This window comes from Haemophilus sp. HMSC066D02 (assembly GCF_001810545.1).
Lineage (GTDB): Bacteria > Pseudomonadota > Gammaproteobacteria > Enterobacterales > Pasteurellaceae > Haemophilus_D.
The window spans coordinates 1-20,703 of record NZ_KV801816.1; the positions used below are offsets into that span (position 1 = coordinate 1).

General features: G+C 39.3%; 19 protein-coding genes and 1 pseudogene. 5 read left to right on the plus strand and 15 right to left on the minus strand.

All coding sequences use genetic code 11. The annotated features are described in order from the left end of the window. From HMPREF2750_RS07005 to rlmE, 6 genes are all read right to left on the minus strand, one after another. Positions 1-432, minus strand: a 432-nt coding sequence (locus HMPREF2750_RS07005; RefSeq protein WP_070583181.1) for a prolipoprotein diacylglyceryl transferase, incomplete at its 3' end; no start/stop codon positions are given. A 180-nt stretch (positions 433-612) separates the two neighbouring features. Continuing rightward, positions 613-1,086 (minus strand): phosphohistidine phosphatase SixA, encoded by a 474-nt coding sequence (gene sixA, locus HMPREF2750_RS07010; RefSeq protein ID WP_049365546.1) that lies wholly within the window; start codon positions 1,084-1,086, stop codon positions 613-615. Positions 1,087-1,156: 70 nt separating this feature from the next. Beyond that, the gene (glmM, locus tag HMPREF2750_RS07015; protein WP_049365547.1) at positions 1,157-2,491 is read right to left on the minus strand and encodes a phosphoglucosamine mutase; all 1,335 of its coding nucleotides are present in this window, start codon (positions 2,489-2,491) and stop codon (positions 1,157-1,159) included. Between the two features lie 77 nt (positions 2,492-2,568). Further along, positions 2,569-3,399, minus strand: a complete 831-nt coding sequence (gene folP / locus HMPREF2750_RS07020) for a dihydropteroate synthase (protein ID WP_070583182.1) — start codon at positions 3,397-3,399, stop codon at positions 2,569-2,571. 115 nt (positions 3,400-3,514) lie between these two features. Next, a complete protein-coding gene (ftsH, locus tag HMPREF2750_RS07025) occupies positions 3,515-5,413 on the minus strand; it encodes an ATP-dependent zinc metalloprotease FtsH (protein WP_070583183.1) in 1,899 nt (632 codons plus the stop codon). A 96-nt stretch (positions 5,414-5,509) separates the two neighbouring features. After that, a complete protein-coding gene (gene rlmE / locus HMPREF2750_RS07030) occupies positions 5,510-6,142 on the minus strand; it encodes a 23S rRNA (uridine(2552)-2'-O)-methyltransferase RlmE (RefSeq protein WP_005697532.1) in 633 nt (210 codons plus the stop codon). Positions 6,143-6,308: 166 nt separating this feature from the next. Between rlmE and yhbY the strand changes: the two genes are divergently transcribed. Then, positions 6,309-6,608: a ribosome assembly RNA-binding protein YhbY gene (yhbY, locus tag HMPREF2750_RS07035; protein WP_005696198.1), complete on the plus strand. Its 300-nt coding sequence runs from the start codon at positions 6,309-6,311 to the stop codon at positions 6,606-6,608. 32 nt (positions 6,609-6,640) lie between these two features. Here the strand turns inward: yhbY and greA are convergent, their stop codons facing one another. Further along, entirely contained in the window at positions 6,641-7,117 is a 477-nt protein-coding gene (gene greA, locus HMPREF2750_RS07040) for a transcription elongation factor GreA (RefSeq protein ID WP_005697514.1), read from the minus strand. A 152-nt stretch (positions 7,118-7,269) separates the two neighbouring features. Here greA and dacB point away from each other — a divergent pair, with 152 nt between their 5' ends. Continuing rightward, positions 7,270-8,709, plus strand: coding sequence for a serine-type D-Ala-D-Ala carboxypeptidase (gene dacB, locus HMPREF2750_RS07045; RefSeq protein ID WP_070583184.1), 1,440 nt, complete (start codon positions 7,270-7,272; stop codon positions 8,707-8,709). Positions 8,710-8,832: 123 nt separating this feature from the next. Here the strand turns inward: dacB and purF are convergent, their stop codons facing one another. The 3 genes from purF to yfbV all read right to left on the minus strand — a co-directional run bounded on the left by purF (position 8,833) and on the right by yfbV (position 11,407). Continuing rightward, the gene (gene purF, locus HMPREF2750_RS07050) at positions 8,833-10,350 is read right to left on the minus strand and encodes an amidophosphoribosyltransferase (RefSeq protein ID WP_070583185.1); all 1,518 of its coding nucleotides are present in this window, start codon (positions 10,348-10,350) and stop codon (positions 8,833-8,835) included. 14 nt (positions 10,351-10,364) lie between these two features. After that, positions 10,365-10,856, minus strand: coding sequence for a CvpA family protein (locus tag HMPREF2750_RS07055; protein WP_070583186.1), 492 nt, complete (start codon positions 10,854-10,856; stop codon positions 10,365-10,367). A 104-nt stretch (positions 10,857-10,960) separates the two neighbouring features. Continuing rightward, positions 10,961-11,407 (minus strand): terminus macrodomain insulation protein YfbV, encoded by a 447-nt coding sequence (gene yfbV / locus HMPREF2750_RS07060; protein WP_070583187.1) that lies wholly within the window; start codon positions 11,405-11,407, stop codon positions 10,961-10,963. A 221-nt stretch (positions 11,408-11,628) separates the two neighbouring features. Between yfbV and HMPREF2750_RS07065 the strand changes: the two genes are divergently transcribed. From HMPREF2750_RS07065 to pta, 3 genes and pseudogenes are all read left to right on the plus strand, one after another. Continuing rightward, on the plus strand, positions 11,629-12,834 hold the full coding sequence (locus HMPREF2750_RS07065; RefSeq protein ID WP_070583188.1) for an acetate kinase: 1,206 nt from the start codon (positions 11,629-11,631) through the stop codon (positions 12,832-12,834). A 65-nt stretch (positions 12,835-12,899) separates the two neighbouring features. Then, a pseudogene (locus HMPREF2750_RS10190) lies at positions 12,900-13,223 on the plus strand (AAA family ATPase); the annotation flags it as partial. A gap of 30 nt (positions 13,224-13,253) precedes the next feature. Further along, positions 13,254-14,351, plus strand: coding sequence for a phosphate acetyltransferase (gene pta, locus HMPREF2750_RS07070; protein ID WP_410002408.1), 1,098 nt, complete (start codon positions 13,254-13,256; stop codon positions 14,349-14,351). Between the two features lie 86 nt (positions 14,352-14,437). Here pta and rnd read toward each other — a convergent pair whose 3' ends face one another. The 5 genes from rnd to HMPREF2750_RS07095 form a co-directional block, all read right to left on the minus strand. Beyond that, positions 14,438-15,589, minus strand: a complete 1,152-nt coding sequence (gene rnd, locus HMPREF2750_RS07075; RefSeq protein ID WP_070583189.1) for a ribonuclease D — start codon at positions 15,587-15,589, stop codon at positions 14,438-14,440. A gap of 69 nt (positions 15,590-15,658) precedes the next feature. Further along, positions 15,659-17,347, minus strand: coding sequence for a long-chain-fatty-acid--CoA ligase FadD (gene fadD, locus HMPREF2750_RS07080; RefSeq protein WP_070583190.1), 1,689 nt, complete (start codon positions 17,345-17,347; stop codon positions 15,659-15,661). 46 nt (positions 17,348-17,393) lie between these two features. After that, positions 17,394-17,936: a Slp family lipoprotein gene (locus HMPREF2750_RS07085; RefSeq protein ID WP_070583191.1), complete on the minus strand. Its 543-nt coding sequence runs from the start codon at positions 17,934-17,936 to the stop codon at positions 17,394-17,396. A 20-nt stretch (positions 17,937-17,956) separates the two neighbouring features. Then, positions 17,957-18,667, minus strand: a complete 711-nt coding sequence (tsaB, locus tag HMPREF2750_RS07090; RefSeq protein ID WP_070583192.1) for a tRNA (adenosine(37)-N6)-threonylcarbamoyltransferase complex dimerization subunit type 1 TsaB — start codon at positions 18,665-18,667, stop codon at positions 17,957-17,959. Between the two features lie 2 nt (positions 18,668-18,669). Continuing rightward, positions 18,670-20,592, minus strand: a complete 1,923-nt coding sequence (locus HMPREF2750_RS07095) for a DNA repair helicase YoaA (protein ID WP_070583193.1) — start codon at positions 20,590-20,592, stop codon at positions 18,670-18,672. Positions 20,593-20,703: the final 111 nt, after the last annotated feature.

Here is a 20,703-nt window from a genome sequence, read left to right on the forward strand (position 1 = left end):
TGCTTTATCTTCAGCCGCATCTTTCACTTCAGCAACTTTGTCTTCAGCTGCATCTTTTAGCTCTGCTGCTTTATCTGCCGCTTCATCTGTAGCTTCTGAAACTGTTTTTTTCACTTCTGATGCTTTATCTTCGACGGCTCTTTTTACTTCAGAAAATTTGTCATCGATTGCTTTTTTCATTTCAGTAGCTTTATCATCGATTGCTTCCTTTGCTTCAGAAACTGCTTTTCTTACTTCAGATACTTTATCTTCAGTTACATCTTTCACTTCAGTAGCTTTGTCTTCAACCACTTCTTTTGCCTCAGACGCTTTATGTGTCACAGCATCTTTAATATAGTTAGCCGCTGCAAATAATGCATCTTTAACTTGTGTTGCAGCATTCACTGTCGTATCTTTTACTTCAGTTGCTTTATCTCCGATTTTATTGTTCATAGCTACTCCCCTTGTGTCATTATGATGGCTTAATTTAAGCTATTCATTTATAGCTCATTTTCAGTCTATCAAAAAAATTTTAAAAAAACACCTAAAAATACACATTTTTAGGTGTTGCTTATTTTTGACTGCTTTTAAAAAGTAAATCATATAAACTTTGTTTTTCGTATTTTAGCCATTCTATTTTGGATAATGGAAAGCTTCAATGGTGCCTTTTTCACCATTCCACTCAATTTGAACAATCGTTGAAGGGTAAAAACTAATTGGATTTCGCTTACCGTAAAGCTCTGAAACAATACTGCCTACTAAAGGTAAATGAGAAACGAGTAAAACACTTTCAGTACCTTCTTCTTGCAAAACAGATAGATAATCAGCTACCAATGTAGCATTACCATAAGGTGTAATCCCACTCCAAATTTCAATATCATTAAGCGTGTTACCTAAGGCTGAATTTACAAGCTCAAACGTTTCTTGTGCTCTTACATAAGGACTGACAATCACTTTCTGAACTGAAAGTGCGGTTGAATTTAGATGGTTTTTAAGCCATTGACCTTGTAATATTGATTGTTTGCGTCCATAGTCGGTTAAATGCCGAGCCTCGTCTGATGAAGAGACAACTTCAGCTTCTCCATGACGCATAATAAAAATTTTCATGTCTTTGCTTTCCTAAAAATAATAAAAGATAAATTTTATGGATCAAAAATGGGGGCAAGCCCCCACTTTATTAATTCGCTTTCACTGCTTCTGCAATTTCTTCTGCACATTGTTTTGCAAGTACACCGTCTTCACATTCGACCATGACGCGAATAAGAGGCTCAGTACCAGACTTACGCAGTAAAATTCGACCTTTGCCTTCTAAACGTTTTTCCACATCTGCAGCTACCGCTTTTACCGCTTCACTTTCTAATGGATTATCACCACCAGCAAAACGAACATTAATGAGTACTTGAGGGAATAATTTCACCGCACTTGCAAGCTCGTTTAAAGATAAACGATGTTGAACCATTGCACTTAATACAGCTAGTGATGCAATAATACCATCACCTGTCGTATTTTTATCAGCAATAATGATATGGCCTGAGTTTTCTCCGCCTAGCGTCCAGCTATGTTCTACCATTTTTTCTAACACATAACGGTCGCCAACGTTAGCTCGCACAAAAGGTACACCTAACATTTTTAACGCAATCTCTAAGCTCATATTACTCATTAATGTGCCCACTACGCCACCTTTTAGCTGACCTGAACGTAAAGCTTCACGAGCAATAATGAAAAGGATTTGGTCACCATCTACTTTATTACCTAAGTGATCCACCATCATAATACGGTCACCATCACCATCATAAGCAAGACCAACATCTGCTTTTGTTTCAAGCACTTTTTCCTGTAACGCTTTTACATCGGTTGCTCCACATTTCTCATTAATATTGATTCCGTTAGGATCTGTACCAATTTCAATCACTTCTGCGCCTAACTCACGTAATACATTTGGCGCAATATGATAAGTCGCACCATTTGCACAATCCACCACAATTTTATAACCATCTAAACCAAGGTGGGCAGGGAAAGTACTTTTACAAAATTCAATATAACGTCCTGCAGCATCACTGATACGGCTTGCTTTACCTAAATCAGCAGACTCCACACAATCCATTGGCTGATCAAGCATGGCTTCAATCGCTTCTTCAATATCATCTGGTAATTTTGTGCCTTGTGAAGAGAAGAATTTAATCCCGTTATCATAATAAGGGTTATGTGATGCCGAAATGACAATACCCGCTTCTAAACGGAAAGTGCGGGTTAAATACGCCACGGCAGGTGTTGGCATTGGACCGGTAAATGCAGCAGTTAATCCTGCCGCAGCTAAACCTGCTTCAAGTGCAGATTCCAACATATAACCTGAAATACGAGTATCTTTCCCGATTAATACCGTGCGAGAACCTTGAGAGGCTAAAACTTTACCCGCTGCCCAACCTAATTTTAATGCGAAATCAGGTGTGATTGGATATGTACCTACTTTTCCACGTACACCATCAGTACCAAAATATTTACGATTTGCCATGTTTATTCCTTATTAAATTTGAATAACGATGTTGCAGAAATCATTTATTCTACAACATATAAAATCTGTTAGTTTTTTTACGCTTGTTGCGTTGCCTGCCATACTTTTAAAGCATCTGCTGTTGCTGCTACATCATGTACACGCAAAATTGTCGCACCATTTTGAGCCGCAATTAATGCCCCAGCTACACTTCCCACAACACGTTCAGTCACAGGCTTATCTAATACAGCACCAATCATCGATTTACGTGAAAGCCCTGCTAAAACAGGATATCCACTTTCACAGAAGTGAGACAACTGTTGTAAAAGCTTGTAGTTATGCTGCACGGTCTTACCAAAACAAAACCCCATATCCCAAATGATATTTTCTTTAGCGATTCCCGCATCTAAACAAGCTTTAGTCCGAGCTTCTAAAAACTGATAAACATCTTGGACTACATCATCATAATGCGGATTAGTCTGCATTGTGCGCGGCTGTCCTTGCATGTGCATGATACAAGTGGGTAAATTCAACTGTCCTGCTATTTCGAGTGCACCAGGTTCACGTAAAGCACGAATATCATTGATTAAATCCATGCCGACCTTAGCTGCTTCTTGCATCACAATTGCTTTAGAGGTATCCACTGAAATCCAACAATCAAAACGTTTTTGCACGGCTTCAACAAGAGGTATCACTCGTTGCAACTCTTCAGTTTCAGGCACTTCTTCTGCCATTATTGGTCGAGTTGATTCCCCGCCAATATCAATAATTGTTGCACCTTCTTTGAGCATTTTTTCAACTTGAAATAATGCTTTGTCTAGACTAAAAAACTGTCCGCCATCTGAAAATGAATCAGGCGTGAAATTCAAAATTCCCATAATTTGAGGTAATGATAAATCTAGACATTTGTTATTAGCGTAAAGTTTCATAAAGTGCGGTCAATTTTTAAATCAAATTTTAAAGGCTAGATTATAACGGAATATAGTGATGAAAAGAATGACATTATAAATAAAAAAAGCCTTCCTAATTAGGAAGGCTTTATTCTTACTCTTCAGGATCTTCTGAATGATTAACCGCACTTTCAGTTTTTTCTTCCTGCGGTTTTGCTGTTGGTTTTGTATCTTTGTTATCTTCCCAACCAGATGGTGGTGTAACAGGTTCACGATTCATTAGCTGTTTGATTTGTTCTTCTTCAATGGTTTCATATTTCACTAACGCATCTTTCATGGCGTGAAGAATATCCATATTGTCGATCAGAATCTGTCTTGCTCTCGCATAGTTACGATTTACAATCGCACGAACTTCTTCATCAATCGCATGCGCCGTTTCATCTGACATATGTTTTGCTTTCGCCATTGAGCGACCTAAGAATACTTCGCCTTCATCTTCGGTATAAAGAATCGGACCGAGTTTATCTGAGAAGCCCCATTGGGTCACCATATTACGTGCAATATTGGTTGCCACTTTAATATCGTTAGATGCACCAGTCGAAATATTTTCTTCACCGTAAATCAAATCTTCTGCTAAACGTCCTGCATAAAGTGTTGAAAGTTTACTTTCTAATTGTTTTTGGCTGATACTAATTTGATCACCTTCAGGCAAGAAGAAAGTCACACCTAATGCGCGGCCACGAGGAATAATCGTAACTTTATGTACAGGATCATGTTCAGGCACTAAGTAACCCACAATGGCGTGACCTGCTTCATGATACGCTGTCGATTCTTTTTGTTTATCTGTCATGATCATGGTACGGCGTTCAGGTCCCATATTGATCTTATCTTTTGCTTTTTCAAACTCAAGCATCGATACAGTGCGTTTATTGCTACGAGCAGCAAATAATGCCGCTTCATTAACCAAGTTCGCTAAATCCGCACCTGAATAACCTGGTGTACCACGAGCCAGTGTCATTGCATCTACATCATCAGCCACAGGGACTTTACGCATGTGAACTTTTAAAATTTGCTCACGACCTTTCACATCCGGTAAACCTACAACAACTTGACGGTCAAAACGGCCTGGACGCGTTAATGCTGGATCAAGTACATCTGGACGGTTAGTTGCAGCAATAACGATTACGCCTTCGTTACCACCGAAACCATCCATTTCAACTAACATTTGGTTAAGGGTTTGTTCACGCTCATCATGTCCACCACCTAAACCGGCACCACGTTGGCGACCTACCGCATCGATTTCATCAATAAAGATTAAACATGGTGCATTTTTCTTCGCTTGCTCGAACATATCACGTACACGAGAAGCTCCAACGCCCACAAACATCTCCACAAAGTCCGAACCTGAAATGGTAAAGAAAGGTACTTTCGCTTCACCCGCAATGGCCTTAGCTAATAAAGTTTTACCTGTACCAGGAGGGCCAACCATCAAAATACCTTTTGGAATTTTACCGCCAAGGTTTTGGAATTTTTTCGGTTCACGCAAGAAATCAACTACTTCACCGACTTCTTCTTTTGCTTCATCGCAACCAGCAACGTCCGCAAAAGTCACTTTGATTTGATCTTGGTTCAGCATTTTAGCGCGGCTTTTACCAAAGCTCATGGCCTTGCCGCCGCCACCTTGCATTTGACGCATGAAGAAAATCCATACCCCTACAAGGAATAGCATTGGGAACCACGAAATTAAAATTTGTGATAATAAACTGCGTTTTTCAAAAGGCGTACCTTCGATTTTAACTTTTTTATTTAATAAGTCATCTAAGAGCTTTTTATCTTCCAACGGTGGCATGACGGTCATATATTTAGAACCATCATTTTTGGTCACGGTGATTTCATTCGCATCAAAACGCGCTTCCTTCACTTGACTGTTACTCACATCATACACAAAGGTTGTGTAATCTGTTGAGTCACTCACGCCATTGGAATTAAAACTTTGGTAAGCTGTCATCATGACAATTGCTACCACAACCCATAGAACTAGATTTTTGACCATATCGTTCAAGGTTTAACCTGCCTTTCTTAAGTTAATTAAAATTAAACGAGATACTATCTCATCCCCGACACAATGAAAAGCTATCAAAGCAATTATCTATTCGCCTTTATAACCACTTGCTACAATATAAACTTCGCGAGAGCGCCCACGAGAGGCTTCAGGCTTACGCACTTTTACAACACTAAAGAGTGAACGAATTTCGCGCAGATACTCGTCAAAACCTTCTCCTTGGAATACTTTGACCACAAAACTGCCTTTTTTCGCCAAAACTTGCTTACACATATCTAAAGCCAGTTCAACTAAATACATTGCACGAGGAATATCAACAGATGGCATGCCGCTAAAATTTGGCGCCATATCAGACATCACTACATCAACTTTTGCTTCACCAACTCGTTCTAATAATGCATTCAGCACATTTTCGTCACGAAAATCGCCTTGCAAGAAATCCACGCCGACAATTGGGTTCATATCCAAAATATCACAAGCAATCACTCGACCTTTACCACCAATTTGGCTCACAACATACTGTGACCAACCACCTGGTGCGGCACCGAGATCCACCACTGTCATTCCCGGTTTAAACAATTTATCCGTTTGTTGAATTTCATCTAACTTAAAGTAAGCACGTGAGCGTAATTTTTGTTTATGTGCTTTCTGAACAAACGGATCTTTAAAATGTTCGTTTAGCCAACGAGAAGAACTCGCCGAACGTTTTTTCTTTCCCATAATCTCTTTCTTTTGTACTATTTTTTGTAGTAGTTTCGTCTATATTTGGGTACAATCTGCCAAATTCAAGGCTAGACTTACCAAAAAGTGCTGAAAAACCACGTTTTTTCTGACCGCTCTTTTCGGTCTTTTTTTGACTCATATTCATCTATTTAAAGGATTCCTTATGACAATATTATCAACAAAACAAAAACAATTTTTAAAAGGACTCGCTCATCACCTTAGTCCTGTCGTCATGCTTGGCGGTAACGGCTTAACCGAAGGTGTATTAGCCGAAATCGATAATGCGTTAAATCATCACGAATTAATCAAAGTAAAAATTGCTGGCGCAGATCGCGAAACCAAACAATTAATCATTGATGCGATTGTTCGTGAAACCAAATCATCTAACGTTCAAACCATCGGACATATTTTGGTGCTTTATCGACCAAGCGAGGAAGGTAAAATCCAGCTGCCTCGTAAATAATTGTTATCCCCTCAATTTGAGGGGATGTTTTTTTAGATGTAATTTACTTCAATAATCTCGAACTCAACCGTTCCACCTGGTGTGGTAATATTTACGGTATCATCCAACTCTTTCCCTACCAAGCCGCGAGCAATCGGTGAATTCACAGAAATCAAACCTGATTTAATATCTGCCTCATCATCACCCACAATTTGATAAGTCACTTCTTCATCAGTATCGGTATTCACTAATACAACTGTCGCACCAAAAATAACTTTTCCGTTATTTGGTAATTTAGTGACATCGATAACCTGACAATTTGCAAGTTTGCTTTCAATTTCTTGAATGCGACCTTCGCAAAAACCTTGTTGTTCACGCGCAGCGTGATATTCTGCATTTTCTTTTAAGTCACCATGCTCACGTGCTTCAGCAATCGCCTTGATAATTTCAGGGCGACGCTCATTCTTTAAGAAATCTAATTCTTGACGTAATAGCTCCGCACCGCGCACGGTCATTGGAATTTGTTTCATTCTTTTTCCTTGAAATTTGGTAAAAACAAAACCACGACAACGTCTTGCAACCTTGCCGCAGTCAATGAAAAATAAAAAATGATTTACTCTATTGAGTTCGGAGCTTATTATTATTCGTCTTGAGAAAAATAGCAACCATAACAGAACTAAAAATGACTAAAAAACCTTCTATTTCGACCGCACTTAAAGCGGCATTTATCACACTCGGCTTTTCTTTTTCCTCTATGGCTGAAGTTAATGTGGCTTCTATTACCCAATACCTACCTGAAGGTGCTTCTGCCAGTATCATTGCCAAAAACCTCAATAAAGATCAAATTATCGCGGATTACAATGGCTCAACCTTTATGTTGCCAGCCAGTACGCAAAAAGTTTTCACCGCTGTCGCCGCTAAATTGGTATTAGGTGATGCCTTTCAATTTGAAACATCACTTTTAAGTAACGGGAAAATTCAAAATAATGTTTTAGAAGGCGATCTTGTTGTGCAATTTACTGGCGATCCTGATCTGACCAGTGGACAACTTTATAGCCTATTAGCTAATTTAAAAAACCAAGGCATTCAGAAAATCAATGGTGATCTTATTTTAGATACCTCTGTATTTGCGAGCCATGATCGTGGGTTAGGTTGGATTTGGAACGATCTTACAATGTGCTTTAACTCCCCTCCTGCGGCAGCAAATATCGATAATAACTGTTTTTATGCAGAGCTAGATGCAAATCAACCTGTGGGTGAAACCGTCAAAATTAACGTTCCCGCTCAATTTCCTATTCAAGTTTTCGGACAAGTTTATATTGTGGATCAGCAAGAAGCGGGGTATTGCCAGTTAGATGTTGTTGTTCACGACAATAATCGCTATCAAGTAAAAGGCTGTATTGCACGCCAAAGTAAACCATTTGGGCTCAGCTTCGCTGTGCAAGATCCTGATGCCTACGCTGCTGCCATTATTCAACGTCAATTAAAACGTCTTGGTATTGAATTTACCGGTCAGGTAAAACAACCTCAAAAACCACAGCAAGGCCAAAAACTCGCCCAGCATTTATCTAAACCGTTGCCTGAGCTATTGAAAAAAATGATGAAAAAATCGGATAACCAAATTGCCGATGCCTTATTTAGAGCGGTAGCCTACAACTACTATAAACGCCCTGCTTCATTCCAATTAGGCACATTAGCAGTGAAATCCGTATTGCAAAAACAAGGCATTAAATTTGGTAACAGCATTTTAGCCGATGGTTCTGGTCTTTCTCGTCATAATTTGGTTGCACCGAAAACCATGCTTTCTGTTTTGGAATACATTGCCAAAAATGAAGATAAATTACACTTAATGGAAACCTTTCCAATTGCAGGTGTGGACGGCACAATCAGTGGTCGTGGTAGCTTAATTAATCCACCACTGGTGAAAAACGTTATCGCTAAAACGGGCTCATTAAAAGGTGTTTATAACCTTGCCGGTTTTATGACCAATGCTAGAGGTGAAAAAGTGGCTTTCGTTCAATTTATCAATGGTTACTCGACCGGTGATTTAGAAAGTAAAACGAAACGCGCGCCACTTGTGCAATTTGAAAGTACGCTTTATAACGATCTTTATAAAGACTAAAACACATATAAAAATGAGCGCACTTTGAATACATCAAGTGCGGTCATTTTTCTTTTTATTTAATCAAAAAGAAAAAGCACTAAATTCTCATTGAATTAGTGCTTTTTACGATCTTAAATGTGCTTAACCTTCATTATGGATTTCAAGGTTGCTTGCATCTTTTTCCCGTTTTTTCTTTGCCGAATCACTACGTTGAGAAGCGATGCTATCAAGGTATTCTGGTGTGATATCACCCGTAATATATTCACCAGTAAAGACTGAACAATCAAAGCCTTGAATGGCTGGGTTTTCTTGGCATACTGATTCTGTCAGCGCTTCAAGATCTTGGAAGACCAATTTATCTACGCCAATCAATTTCGCAATTTCATCAACATTACGCCCATAGGCAATGAGTTCTTGTTTTGTTGGCATATCAATACCGTACACATTCGGATAACGAATTTCTGGTGCTGCTGATGCAAAGTAAATTTTCTTCGCCCCCGCTGCTCGAGCCATAGTCACGATTTGTTCAGATGTGGTACCACGAACAATAGAATCATCGACTAATAACACATTTTTGTCTTTAAATTCTGCTTTAATCGTATTGAGCTTGCGACGGACCGAACTGATACGTTGTGCTTGACCTGGCATGATAAATGTACGACCAACATAGCGGTTTTTCACAAAACCTTGACGATAAGGTTTGCCTAAAATTTTCGCAATCTGTAGAGCAATATCTGTCGAGGTTTCTGGTACTGGAATCACAACATCAATGTTGTCTGCTTCCTCAACCCATTCTTTAGCAATTTTTTTACCTAAATGTTCGCCCATGTGAACGCGTGCGGCATAAACAGACACGCCATCTATCGTCGAATCTGGACGAGCAAAATACACGTATTCAAAAATACACGGATTTAAGACCGCACTTTCTGCACACTGCTCAGCATAAAGCTGACCATCAAAGGTCACATAAATGGCTTCACCCGGTGCAACATCACGCACTAATTCAAAACCTGCGACGTCTAATGCCACACTTTCAGAAGCAAACATATATTCTACTGAACCGTTTTCTTCTCGTTTACCTAATACGAGTGGACGAATACCAAAAGGATCGCGAAATGCCACCATGCCATGTCCGATAATCATCGCCAAGCATGCATAAGCACCACGGATATCTTTATGTGTCGCACGAATTGCATTAAAAATATCTTGCGGATCGAGATGGTATTTATTCACTCTATCCAAATGATTAGCAAGAATATTGAGAAGAAGCTCTGAATCCGAATTGGTATTGATATGACGACGCGCTTCTTTAAATAATTTATCTTTTAATTCGGTTGAGTTGGTTAAGTTACCATTGTGAACAAGGCTTAAACCATAAGGTGAGTTAACATAGAAAGGCTGCGCTTCAGATACACTTGAACTGCCGGCGGTTGGATAACGTACATGTCCGAGGCCTGCATGACCTTGTAAACGTAACATATGCTCTTGTCTGAACACATCACTTACAAGGCCATTAGCCTTACGCAAACGAAAGCGGTTTTCATCATCGATTGTGACAATCCCCGCCGCATCTTGACCTCGATGCTGTAATAACGTTAATGCTGCATAAATGGATTCATTAACCGGATTTTGGCTAACGATACCGACAATTCCACACATACTGATTGACTACCTTATTGTTTAAAAGTTGAGTTTAAATAACTAGAACTTGCTTGTAGTTGTTGGAAGAACCATTCAATAATGAAGCCGAAATGAGGAATTAATTTTGATTCTTTCCACCAATCGGTTTGTTCAAAGTTAGTGAAGGTATCCAAGAAGAATAAGATCGCAGCAACGATTAACGCCCCACGAATTAAGCCAAATGCCGCACCGAGAACACGATCTGTTCCGGTAAGTCCTGTTTTATCCACTAATTGGCTAATCACATAATTAACAATGCCACCTACGATTAAGGTTAAAACAAATAAAATGCCGATTGCGGTGCCGTTACGCACGTAGTCAGATTCGATTTGAGTGAGGTAAGTGGCGAGATAAGGATAAAATTGGCTAGCGACAATAAATGCAACGACCCAACTTGCAAGGGACATCACCTCTCGCACAAACCCACGTAATAAACTCACGATAATCGAAAATGCGATGATGCCAATGATAATGTAATCAATCATTAAATAGTCTCTCAATTAAAAAGGGCCGCCATTGCGACCGCAGTATTTTACATAAAAAACAACAAAAGGAAAACGTTTGCGTCATTTAAATTTGAGGCCATTGACTAGATTTCCTGCCAAAATGCTTTATCTAATTTTTGCTGTGCCTTTTGTAGTACTACTGCCAAGTGCTGATATGTTGGTTTATCTTGCACAGTTGGCAAACTTTCATGTTGTTTTCTCAAACGTTCACTAATCTCATAAAACCACTGAGAACTTTGCGGTTCTAAGGGTGATTTTGCTCGTTTCCCCAACCAATATAAACCTTGAAATGGCATCGCTAACGCACAAAGTGCGGTCAAAATAGCAATCGCTAATGCAGTAAGATCCGTCTTGGCATAAAGCTGTTGCCAAACCACCGAAAATACCGCCATAAAAGGCATAAACTTCTGTGCAAATTTTGTGGCTTTAATAATGCGATTTTCGGGAAAAATCATGCCGAGTTTCGCTTCTAATGGCCACGTTTGCAAATAAACTTGCCCTTGTTTTAAGGTTGAAAAAAATGATGACATGAAAACATCCTTGAAAATAACCGCGCTTATAATACTCTAGTTTAGGTTTAATTGTCATCCCTGACTAGAAATTGTTGAAATTTTCAACTTTTCTAATAAAAGATCGTATTTTTACCCTCCAGTTAATTTATTTTATACGCTAAAAGGTGTATTCTATATAGAATTTATACTCCGTTCTTTTGAATGGATTTTTATTAACCTCAATCAAAAATAGGGTTCCTATGTCAAAACTTGTTCTCATCCTTAACTGTGGTAGTTCTTCATTAAAATTTGCAATCCTTGATCCTGCAACAGGTGAAGAAAAATTATCAGGCTTAGCAGAAGCATTTTATCTTCCTGAAGCTCGTATCAAATGGAAACTTAACGGTGAAAAAGGTAGCGCAGATTTAGGTGCTGGTGCAGCGCACACTGAAGCACTTAACTTCATCGCATCAAACATTATGACTGATGAGCTTAAAAACTCTATCACCTCGATTGGTCACCGTATTGTTCACGGTGGTGAGAAATACACTCAATCTGTTATCGTCACAGATGAAGTGGTTAAAGGTATTGAAGATGCAGCGCAATTTGCACCACTTCACAACCCTGCTCACTTAATCGGTATCCGTGAAGCATTCAAAACATTCCCACACTTAAAAGATAAGAACGTTGTTGTATTTGATACAGCATTCCACCAAACCATGCCTGAAGAAGCATACTTATATGCACTTCCATACTCACTTTACAAAGAACACGGCGTACGTCGCTACGGTGCACACGGTACCAGTCACTACTTCGTTTCTCGCGAAGTCGCGGAATACGTAGGCAAACCAGCAGACCAAGTAAACGCAATTATCTGTCACTTAGGTAACGGTGGTTCTGTTTCTGTGGTTCGTCATGGTAAATGTATCGACACCTCTATGGGTTTAACCCCGTTAGAAGGTTTAGTGATGGGTACACGTTGTGGTGATATCGATCCAGCGATCGTTTTCTACCTATACAAAAACTTAGGCATGTCAATGGATCAAATCGAAGAGACTTTAGTGAAAAAATCAGGTCTTTTAGGTTTAACTGAAGTAACAAGTGACTGCCGTTATGCAGAAGATAACTATGACGATGCATCTAAACCAGAAGCAAAACGTGCATTAGATGTTTACAGCTACCGTTTAGCGAAATACATCGGTGCATACATGGCAGTTTTAGGTGATGACCACTTAGATGCCATCGCATTTACGGGTGGTATCGGTGAAAACTCAGCTCACGTTCGTGAATTAGCATTAGGCCACTTAAAATTATTCGGCATCAAATTAGACAAAGAACGCAACCTTGCTGCTCGCTTTGGTAAATCAGGCGTGATCACTGCTGATGACTCTGCATTCAAAGCAATCGTTCTTCCAACCAATGAAGAATTAGTAATTGCACAAGATACAGCACGTTTAGCGGGCTAATCAACTTCCTTCAAACCTGCTGAGAAATCAGCAGGTTTTTTTCATTCATTAAAAGGTATATCAAAATGACTAAAGCAGTTATTCTTATTCCAACTAGCGCAGAAGCAAATTTAGCAGCAGCACTAGACGCAGCTAAAACAACAGGCGCTGTCGTATTCAATGCAGTAGAAGATGTAAAAACCGCTCAAGCATTAATCGCAAATAATCAAAAAGACGTGTTGTTAGAAAAAATCGTTGCTGATTTCCAAGCATTAAATGCAAATCTAGTGATTGTTAAAGGTGTTCAACCTTCAGCTCAAGCGCCTTTTGCAAATAGCTTAAACTTCGCGATTGCGCAAACCTTAGATGCACAAATTATCTTAGTGGCAAACAATGAAGAAGGCACATTAGTAGAAGCCGTTGCTTCAGAATTTGGCGGTGTGAACAACTCTGACATCTTAGGTGTATTTAGTGCGCAAGCAGGCAAAATTAAAGCTTTAGATGCACAAGCATTAGCGAATGCAATCTCTGCACCACTTGCTCGTGAAGCACGTATTTCTCCAGCAGCATTCCGTTTTAAATTAACTGATTTAGCACGCAAAGCAGGTAAAACCATCGTATTACCAGAAGGTGATGAACCTCGCACTGTTAAAGCGGCAGCAATCTGTGCTGAACGTGGTATCGCAAAATCGGTATTATTAGCGGATCCAGAATCAGTGAAAAAAGTTGCAGCAGAACAAGGCGTAACTTTAGGTGCTGATGTAACGATCATCAATCCAGCTGACGTACGTGAAAACTACGTTGCTCGTTTAGTTGAATTACGTAAATCTAAAGGTTTAACGGAAGAACAAGCACGCGCGCAATTAGAAGACACCGTTGTATTAGGTACGATGATGTTAGAAGCAGGCGAAGTAGATGGTTTAGTCTCTGGTGCCGTTCATACCACTGCAAATACAATTCGCCCACCGATGCAAATCATCAAAACAGCACCAGGTAGCTCAATTATCTCGTCTGTATTCTTCATGTTATTACCAGACCAAGTATTAGTGTATGGTGACTGTGCAGTAAACCCAGAGCCAACCGCTGAACAACTAGCTGAAATCGCAATTCAATCTGCTGAATCGGCAAAAGCATTTGGTTTAAATCCGAAAGTCGCAATGCTTTCTTACTCAACCGGTACTTCTGGTTCAGGTCAATCTGTAGAGAAAGTAAAAGAAGCTACGCGTATTGCACAAGAAAAACGTCCTGATTTATTAATCGACGGTCCATTACAATACGATGCAGCAGTGATGAAAGATGTGGCAGCTTCTAAAGCACCAAACTCTAAAGTGGCTGGTCAAGCAAACGTGTTTGTATTCCCTGATATCAACGCTGGTAACATCGGCTATAAAGCGGTACAACGTTCTGCTGATTTAGTGGCCGTGGGTCCAATGCTTCAAGGTATGCGTAAACCGGTTAATGACTTATCTCGTGGTGCATTAGTGGATGATATCATCTACACCATCGCATTAACCGCAATCCAAGCAACTCAAGCTTAATATAGCCTGCGTTGTAAAACACTAAAGAAAATAACCGCACTTTTGATAATTCAAAGTGCGGTTATTTTTAAGATTGTTTTTAGTGGCTACTCTACAGATTTTAAGTATTCAACCAGCTTCAAGCCAATTTCTCTTCGCCACCCTAAAAGTAAATCGGGCTGTTTTGTCATATCTTCATTTTTCAGCCAAACCCATTTTATGAGATCTTCTAAATTTCGTTTACTCGCTAGAATATCGAGGGTTAATCCTTTTGGCGTCAATTCATAAGCTTTTTCTTGTAACAATCGAATTGCCTTTTTATAACGGGGATCATCCACAATACGCACTAAACGCTTAGGGTAATCATAAGGTGAAATTCGACGGCTTTGTGCTAATAATTGAAGCATTTTTTTGCCACGTACACGCACTTCATTTTCAGATAATCCAAGCGCTAGCATTTCTGATGTATTGCGAGGATTGTTTTTTGCTACTTTCCAAAGGTTGTCAGATTTCACCACATAAGAAAGGGCTAAGTTTCGTGCCATTGCCGTTTCTTGTCGCCACTTTGCCAATAGCTGTAAACGTGCCAATTCGAGTGGATTCAATTTCCAAACATTTGGAATCTCTAAATAGGCTTTGTCTGGATCGCGATCATCTAATTTACAGGTTTTCGAGATCGCAAGCTGGCAATCATCAATTACAGCTTGAAGCCAAGGAGATTGCGCTAATTCTATTTGCATTTTTTGATAGACCGGCAAGAGATACCATACATCCCCTGCAGCATATTGTAGCTGAACGGGTGAAAGTGGGCGTTTTAGCCAGTTTGTACGCGTTGCCCCTTTATCCATTTCAATGCTTAAATAATGTAACACAAGTTTGGCTAGGCCCGCTGAATTAGCAAAACCTAGAAAACGTGCCATAATTTGCGTATCCATCATAGGTTGTGGAAGTGCATCAAACTCTTGTAAGAAAACCAATAAATCTTCATTACAAGCATGCAAAATTTTTGTCACCTGCTGATCGCGTAATAATTCCACAAAAGGTGAAAAATCAGTAATGGATAAAGGATCGATCAATGAAACACGTTCACCATCATAAAGTTGAATTAATCCTAATTTAGGATAATAGGTCGATACCCGCATAAATTCAGTATCTAAAGCGACCGCACTTTGCTGACTCGCTAACTGACAAACCTGAGCGAGCTCTTCATTATTTTGAATTAATGTAAAGTGCGGTTGATTTTGGCATTCTTTTATCATTGTAATAGGATGTATTTTCAAATAGAGGTAAAGACTAAACAGGGATATGAACACATATCCCTGATTTTATTAATGTTGTGAGCGTTTTGCTATTTCTTCATCACGCAGTACGCGTCGTAAAATTTTGCCTACATTACTTTTCGGTAATTCATCCCGAAACTCAATATCTTTCGGGACTTTATAACCCGTAAGATGTTGTCGGCAATGTTGGCGTAATTCATCACGCGTGAGGCTATCATCTTTCTTCACAACGAAGATTTTGATGGTTTCTCCTGACACTTCGTGTGGCACGCCGATAGCGACCACTTCAGCGACTTTATAATTTAGCATCACCACATCTTCGATTTCATTTGGATAAACGTTGAAGCCTGAAACTAAGATCATGTCTTTTTTGCGATCAACAATACGGAGGCTATAGCTCTCGTCCATAATGACGATATCACCCGTTGCCATCCAACCATCTTGAAGCACTTCAGCTGTCGCTTCAGGGCGCTGCCAATAGCCACGCATGACTTGTTCACCTTTAACCCAAAGCTCTCCAGCTTCACCAAGTTGTGCTTCCGAGCCATCATCTTTGATGATTTTAATATCGGTATTTGGCACTGGTACACCGATTGTACCATTGTGTTTCACCACATTAATCGGACAAGCGGCAATTAGCGGTGAACATTCTGTCATACCATAACCTTCAATGATGTTGCAGCCGGTTAAATCATGCCAACGCGTTGCAACCGATTGTTGGATCGCCATACCGCCGCCAACAGAAAGTTTTAATCGTGAAAAATCCACTTCTTTGAAATTTTCATTATTAAGTAGCGCATTAAACAAGGTATTTACCCCTGTAATCGCTTCAAAGCGGTATTTTTTGAGCTCTTTAACAAAGCCATCAATATCACGTGGGTTCGTAATTAAGAGCGCTGTCACGCCAAGCTCTAAGAAAAGTAAACAGTTTACCGTTAAGGCAAAAACATGATAAAGCGGTAAAGCCAGTACGGCAACGCGTTGCTTAGCATGATCGCCAATAAATGGCTCTGCAATCCACTTCGCTTGGAAAATATTGGTAATAATATTGCCATGTGTCAGCATTGCGCCCTTAGCAACACCGGTCGTTCCACCTGTATATTGTAAGAAGGCTAAATCTTCACGATCTACTTGAGGACGAACATATTGACGAAATTTACCAATACTCAATACTTCACGGAAAGTGACAGCATTCGGTAATTTATATTTTGGCACTAATTTTTTGACGTATTTCACGACAAAATTGACCAAATTACGCTTACCAAAAGAAAGCTGGTCACCCATTCTTGTCAAAATCACGTGTTTCACTTTAGTGTTAAACACGATTTTTTCTAAGGTTGAAGCAAAGTTTGAAACCACAACAATGGCTGTTGCACCGCTATCTTGTAACTGATGTTCTAATTCTCGAGGGGTATAAAGTGGATTCACGTTTACCACAACCAAACCAGCACGTAAGATACCAAAAAGCGCAATAGGATATTGCAATAAATTTGGCATCATCAATGCAACACGCTCACCACGTTCTAACTTTAATTCATTTTGTAAATAAGCTGCAAATGCACGGCTGCGCTCTTCTAATTTACGAAATGTTAAAACCTGCCCCATGTTGATATAGGCGGGACGGTCTGGATGCTCACGAATTGCTTTATCTAAAATATCGAGAATCGAATCATATTTTGAGGTATCCAGCGTGGTGGGTGAACCTTCTGGATAATTTTGAAACCAAACTTTTTCCATTTTTTATCCTTATTCTTTGGAAAATTTTCTTAATTTTATCATTTAGTTAGTAGAGATAATAGCGAATTTCAGGCTCGCCATACCAATAATATGGTCGTCGACCCCAAAAGCCCCAATCATCCCACATATCATCTGGATAATAATAGCTTTGAGAAAGCTTCCAGACACGATAGTGATTGGTTTTAATTACAGGGTAAGTGTAGCTTGCCTGATCAACCTTGCCTTGTTCTGTTTTCAGTAAGGTGCCGCCAATTGTAATAAATTGGTCTTTTAAACTTTCAGGCTCAACAAAACCATCAAGATAAGTAATGAAACGTCCATTAGGTTGTTCATCAATCATGGGTTTTGCAGAGGTTGAGTAAACTGGATAGCTTAATACTTCAATTTTAGTTTTATTCGGCTGGGCTTGTGCTGTTAATACTTTTCCGCCTAAACGAATTGATTTGCACTGACAGCTATAATCACTCTGCTGAATTGAAGATAATGATTTTAAAGTAAACTGTTCTTTTTCCAGTCCTCTCGGTGCATTAACACATCCCACTAATGTGGTCGAAAGTGCGGTCAAAACTAAGATCGTTTTTTTATTCATCTTCAACTCCTTTTTGAAAATTATTCACGCCCAGGTAATTTTTTCCAAGTCACTTCATTACGCAAATAAACCGGTTCAATTTCTAAGGCGGATATGACTTTATTCTGTGCATAATCTGTTAAAGCAAGCTCAAGCATATATTGTGCAGAGGGTAAAATAATATCACTCCCTCCTAAACCACAGTCTTTAAATTGAGGATACGCTGCCCAACCCGTTCCGACTCGGTATGCAGATAAATCTGAAAATTGTTCAAGTACTTTTTCTGGTTGGCAAACTTGTTCTTCTATAACAGGATTCCATTGGAAAAACTCTCCTAATTCTGACCGCACTTTTTCTCGTTTTACTTGAGAAAAATAAACTTCATTCATTCTCGCATCAATGGCAGCTGCCACATTTTCAGCTTGATGTAATTCAAATGCAGCCTGAGCCATTGCTGTTAAATTTGATACCGCAATAACAGGTAAATCAGCACCAAATGCAAGCCCTTGAGCAATCCCTGCGCCGACACGAACACCAGTAAAACTACCAGGACCGCATCCAAATGCTAACGCATCCACTTGCTTCAAATTGATACCTGAATTAGCGAGCAACTCATCAACCATTGGAAGAATACGTTTTGTGTGTGTACGTTGTGCTAATTCATCTAAATATGTTTTTTCGCCTTTATGCCAAAGTGCAACTGAACAGGCTTCTGTTGAAGTATCAAGTGCTAATAAGGTGATATTTTTCATTATTAATCCATTTTCTCATTTTGTAAGAATTGTACCACTTTGTTGAGATCTCGGGTACGGGTTGAATTAGGTAAACTTTTTAGAAAGGTTTCGCCGTAATTTCGCATAACAAGACGATTATCACAAATAATTACCGCACCACGATCTGTTACATCTCGAATTAGGCGTCCTACACCTTGTTTCAGCGTAATAACCGCTTCAGGGATCTGTATATCATTAAATGGATCGCCACCTTGTAATCGACAATCTTCAATACGTGCTTTTAGCAAAGGCTCATCTGGTGCAGTAAAAGGCAATTTATCAATAATGACTAAGGAAAGTGCATCACCACGGACATCCACGCCTTCCCAAAAGCTCGAGGTTGCAACCAGTACACTATGGGTTTCATGAATAAATTGTTCGAGTAATTTTGCTTTAGGCATTTCACCTTGTAATAAGATAGAAAGCTCACTCTTTTCTCTAAAATACTCTGCCAAGCCTCTCATCATTAAATAAGAAGTACAAAGCACAAAGCATCGCCCTTTATTCGCTTCAATGATAGGCAACAACATTTCACCGAGAGCTTGTAACGTATTATTTTGATTCGTTGCTGGTAAATAGCGTGGCACGCAAAGTAGCGATTGATTAGGATAATCAAAAGGACTGTGAAGAATTTTTTGTTCTGCTTGCTCAATACCTAGTCGCTGACAGAAATGATTAAAAGTGCCGCCAACTTCAAGAGTCGCTGAGGTGAAAATCCAAGCTGCTTCTTTATTATTTAGCTGTTCACCAAATTTATCTGCGACAGTGAGTGGTGTAATATGCAAACCAAATTGTCGCCCCATACTTTCGTACCAGTAGCAATAACCAACTATAGCCGTATCACAAAGACGCATTAATTGATTTTTAATACTTTCAGTACGTTCAAAAATACTATCCAGTGTTTGAGAACGACCTAGTGCAATCTTGATAACTTCAGAAAGAAATTCAATTTTTTCTTGTAATAATTCGACGGATTTTTTGACCGCACTTTGTTTAAATAGCTCACGCCAATTTCCTCGCTGATTTCCTTCCCCAAGAAGAAGACGAAAATCTTGAATAACTTTAAGCAAGGTATCTGCAGTAGTGCCAAGCTGCGGCATATCTTTCAATTCTGTTCGATAAACAATATTGATATCTTTACATAAATCAAATAGCTGGCGAGAAGTTAATGATTGGCCAAAGTACTGGCTTGCTATATCGGGAAGTTGATGTGCTTCATCAAAAATAATAACTTCTGCATTGGGAATAAGCTCACCAAAACCACTTTCTTTTACAGCCATATCAGCAAAGAAAAGATGATGATTTACTACGACAAGATCCGCATTTAGTGCTTTTTTACGAGCTTGTGCGACATAGCATTCAGCATAGTTAGGACAATCTGTTCCCAAACAACTTTCTGCCGTGCTCGTCAATTGAGGCAAAATTGGGCTATCTTCAGCCAATTCAATACATTCGGTCAAATCACCTGTTTTCGTTGCATTATTCCATTTTCTTACTTTACTTAAATCGGCTAAAACAGATTTATCCCCAAGCACTCCTTGAGCGATAACCTGATCCAGTCGTTCCAAACATAAGTAATTGGATCGCCCTTTCAATAATGCAATTTTTCCAGAATAATTTAAGGCTTTTTTTATGGCAGGTAGATCTCTTGAAAAGAGTTGATCTTGTAGATTTTTAGAGCCGGTTGAAATAATCGTTTTCTTTCCTGCAATAAGTGTCGGTGCTAAATAAGCAAAAGTCTTTCCAGTACCTGTTCCAGCTTCTACAACAAGCGGTCGCTTATTTTGGATAGCATATCCTACTGATTGAGCCATTTCGAGCTGTTCTGCTCGAGGCTTAAATCCTTTGATATTCTTACTCAATTCGCCATCACTGGAAAAGATCTTACTTATCTGTTTTTTCATAATTATTGCTATCTAGAAATAGGCGAAGATTTTATCATTATTAGACTCATTTATGTATGAATTCTAATATTTTATATAAAACAAAAACCCCAAGCCATTCAGCTCGGGGTT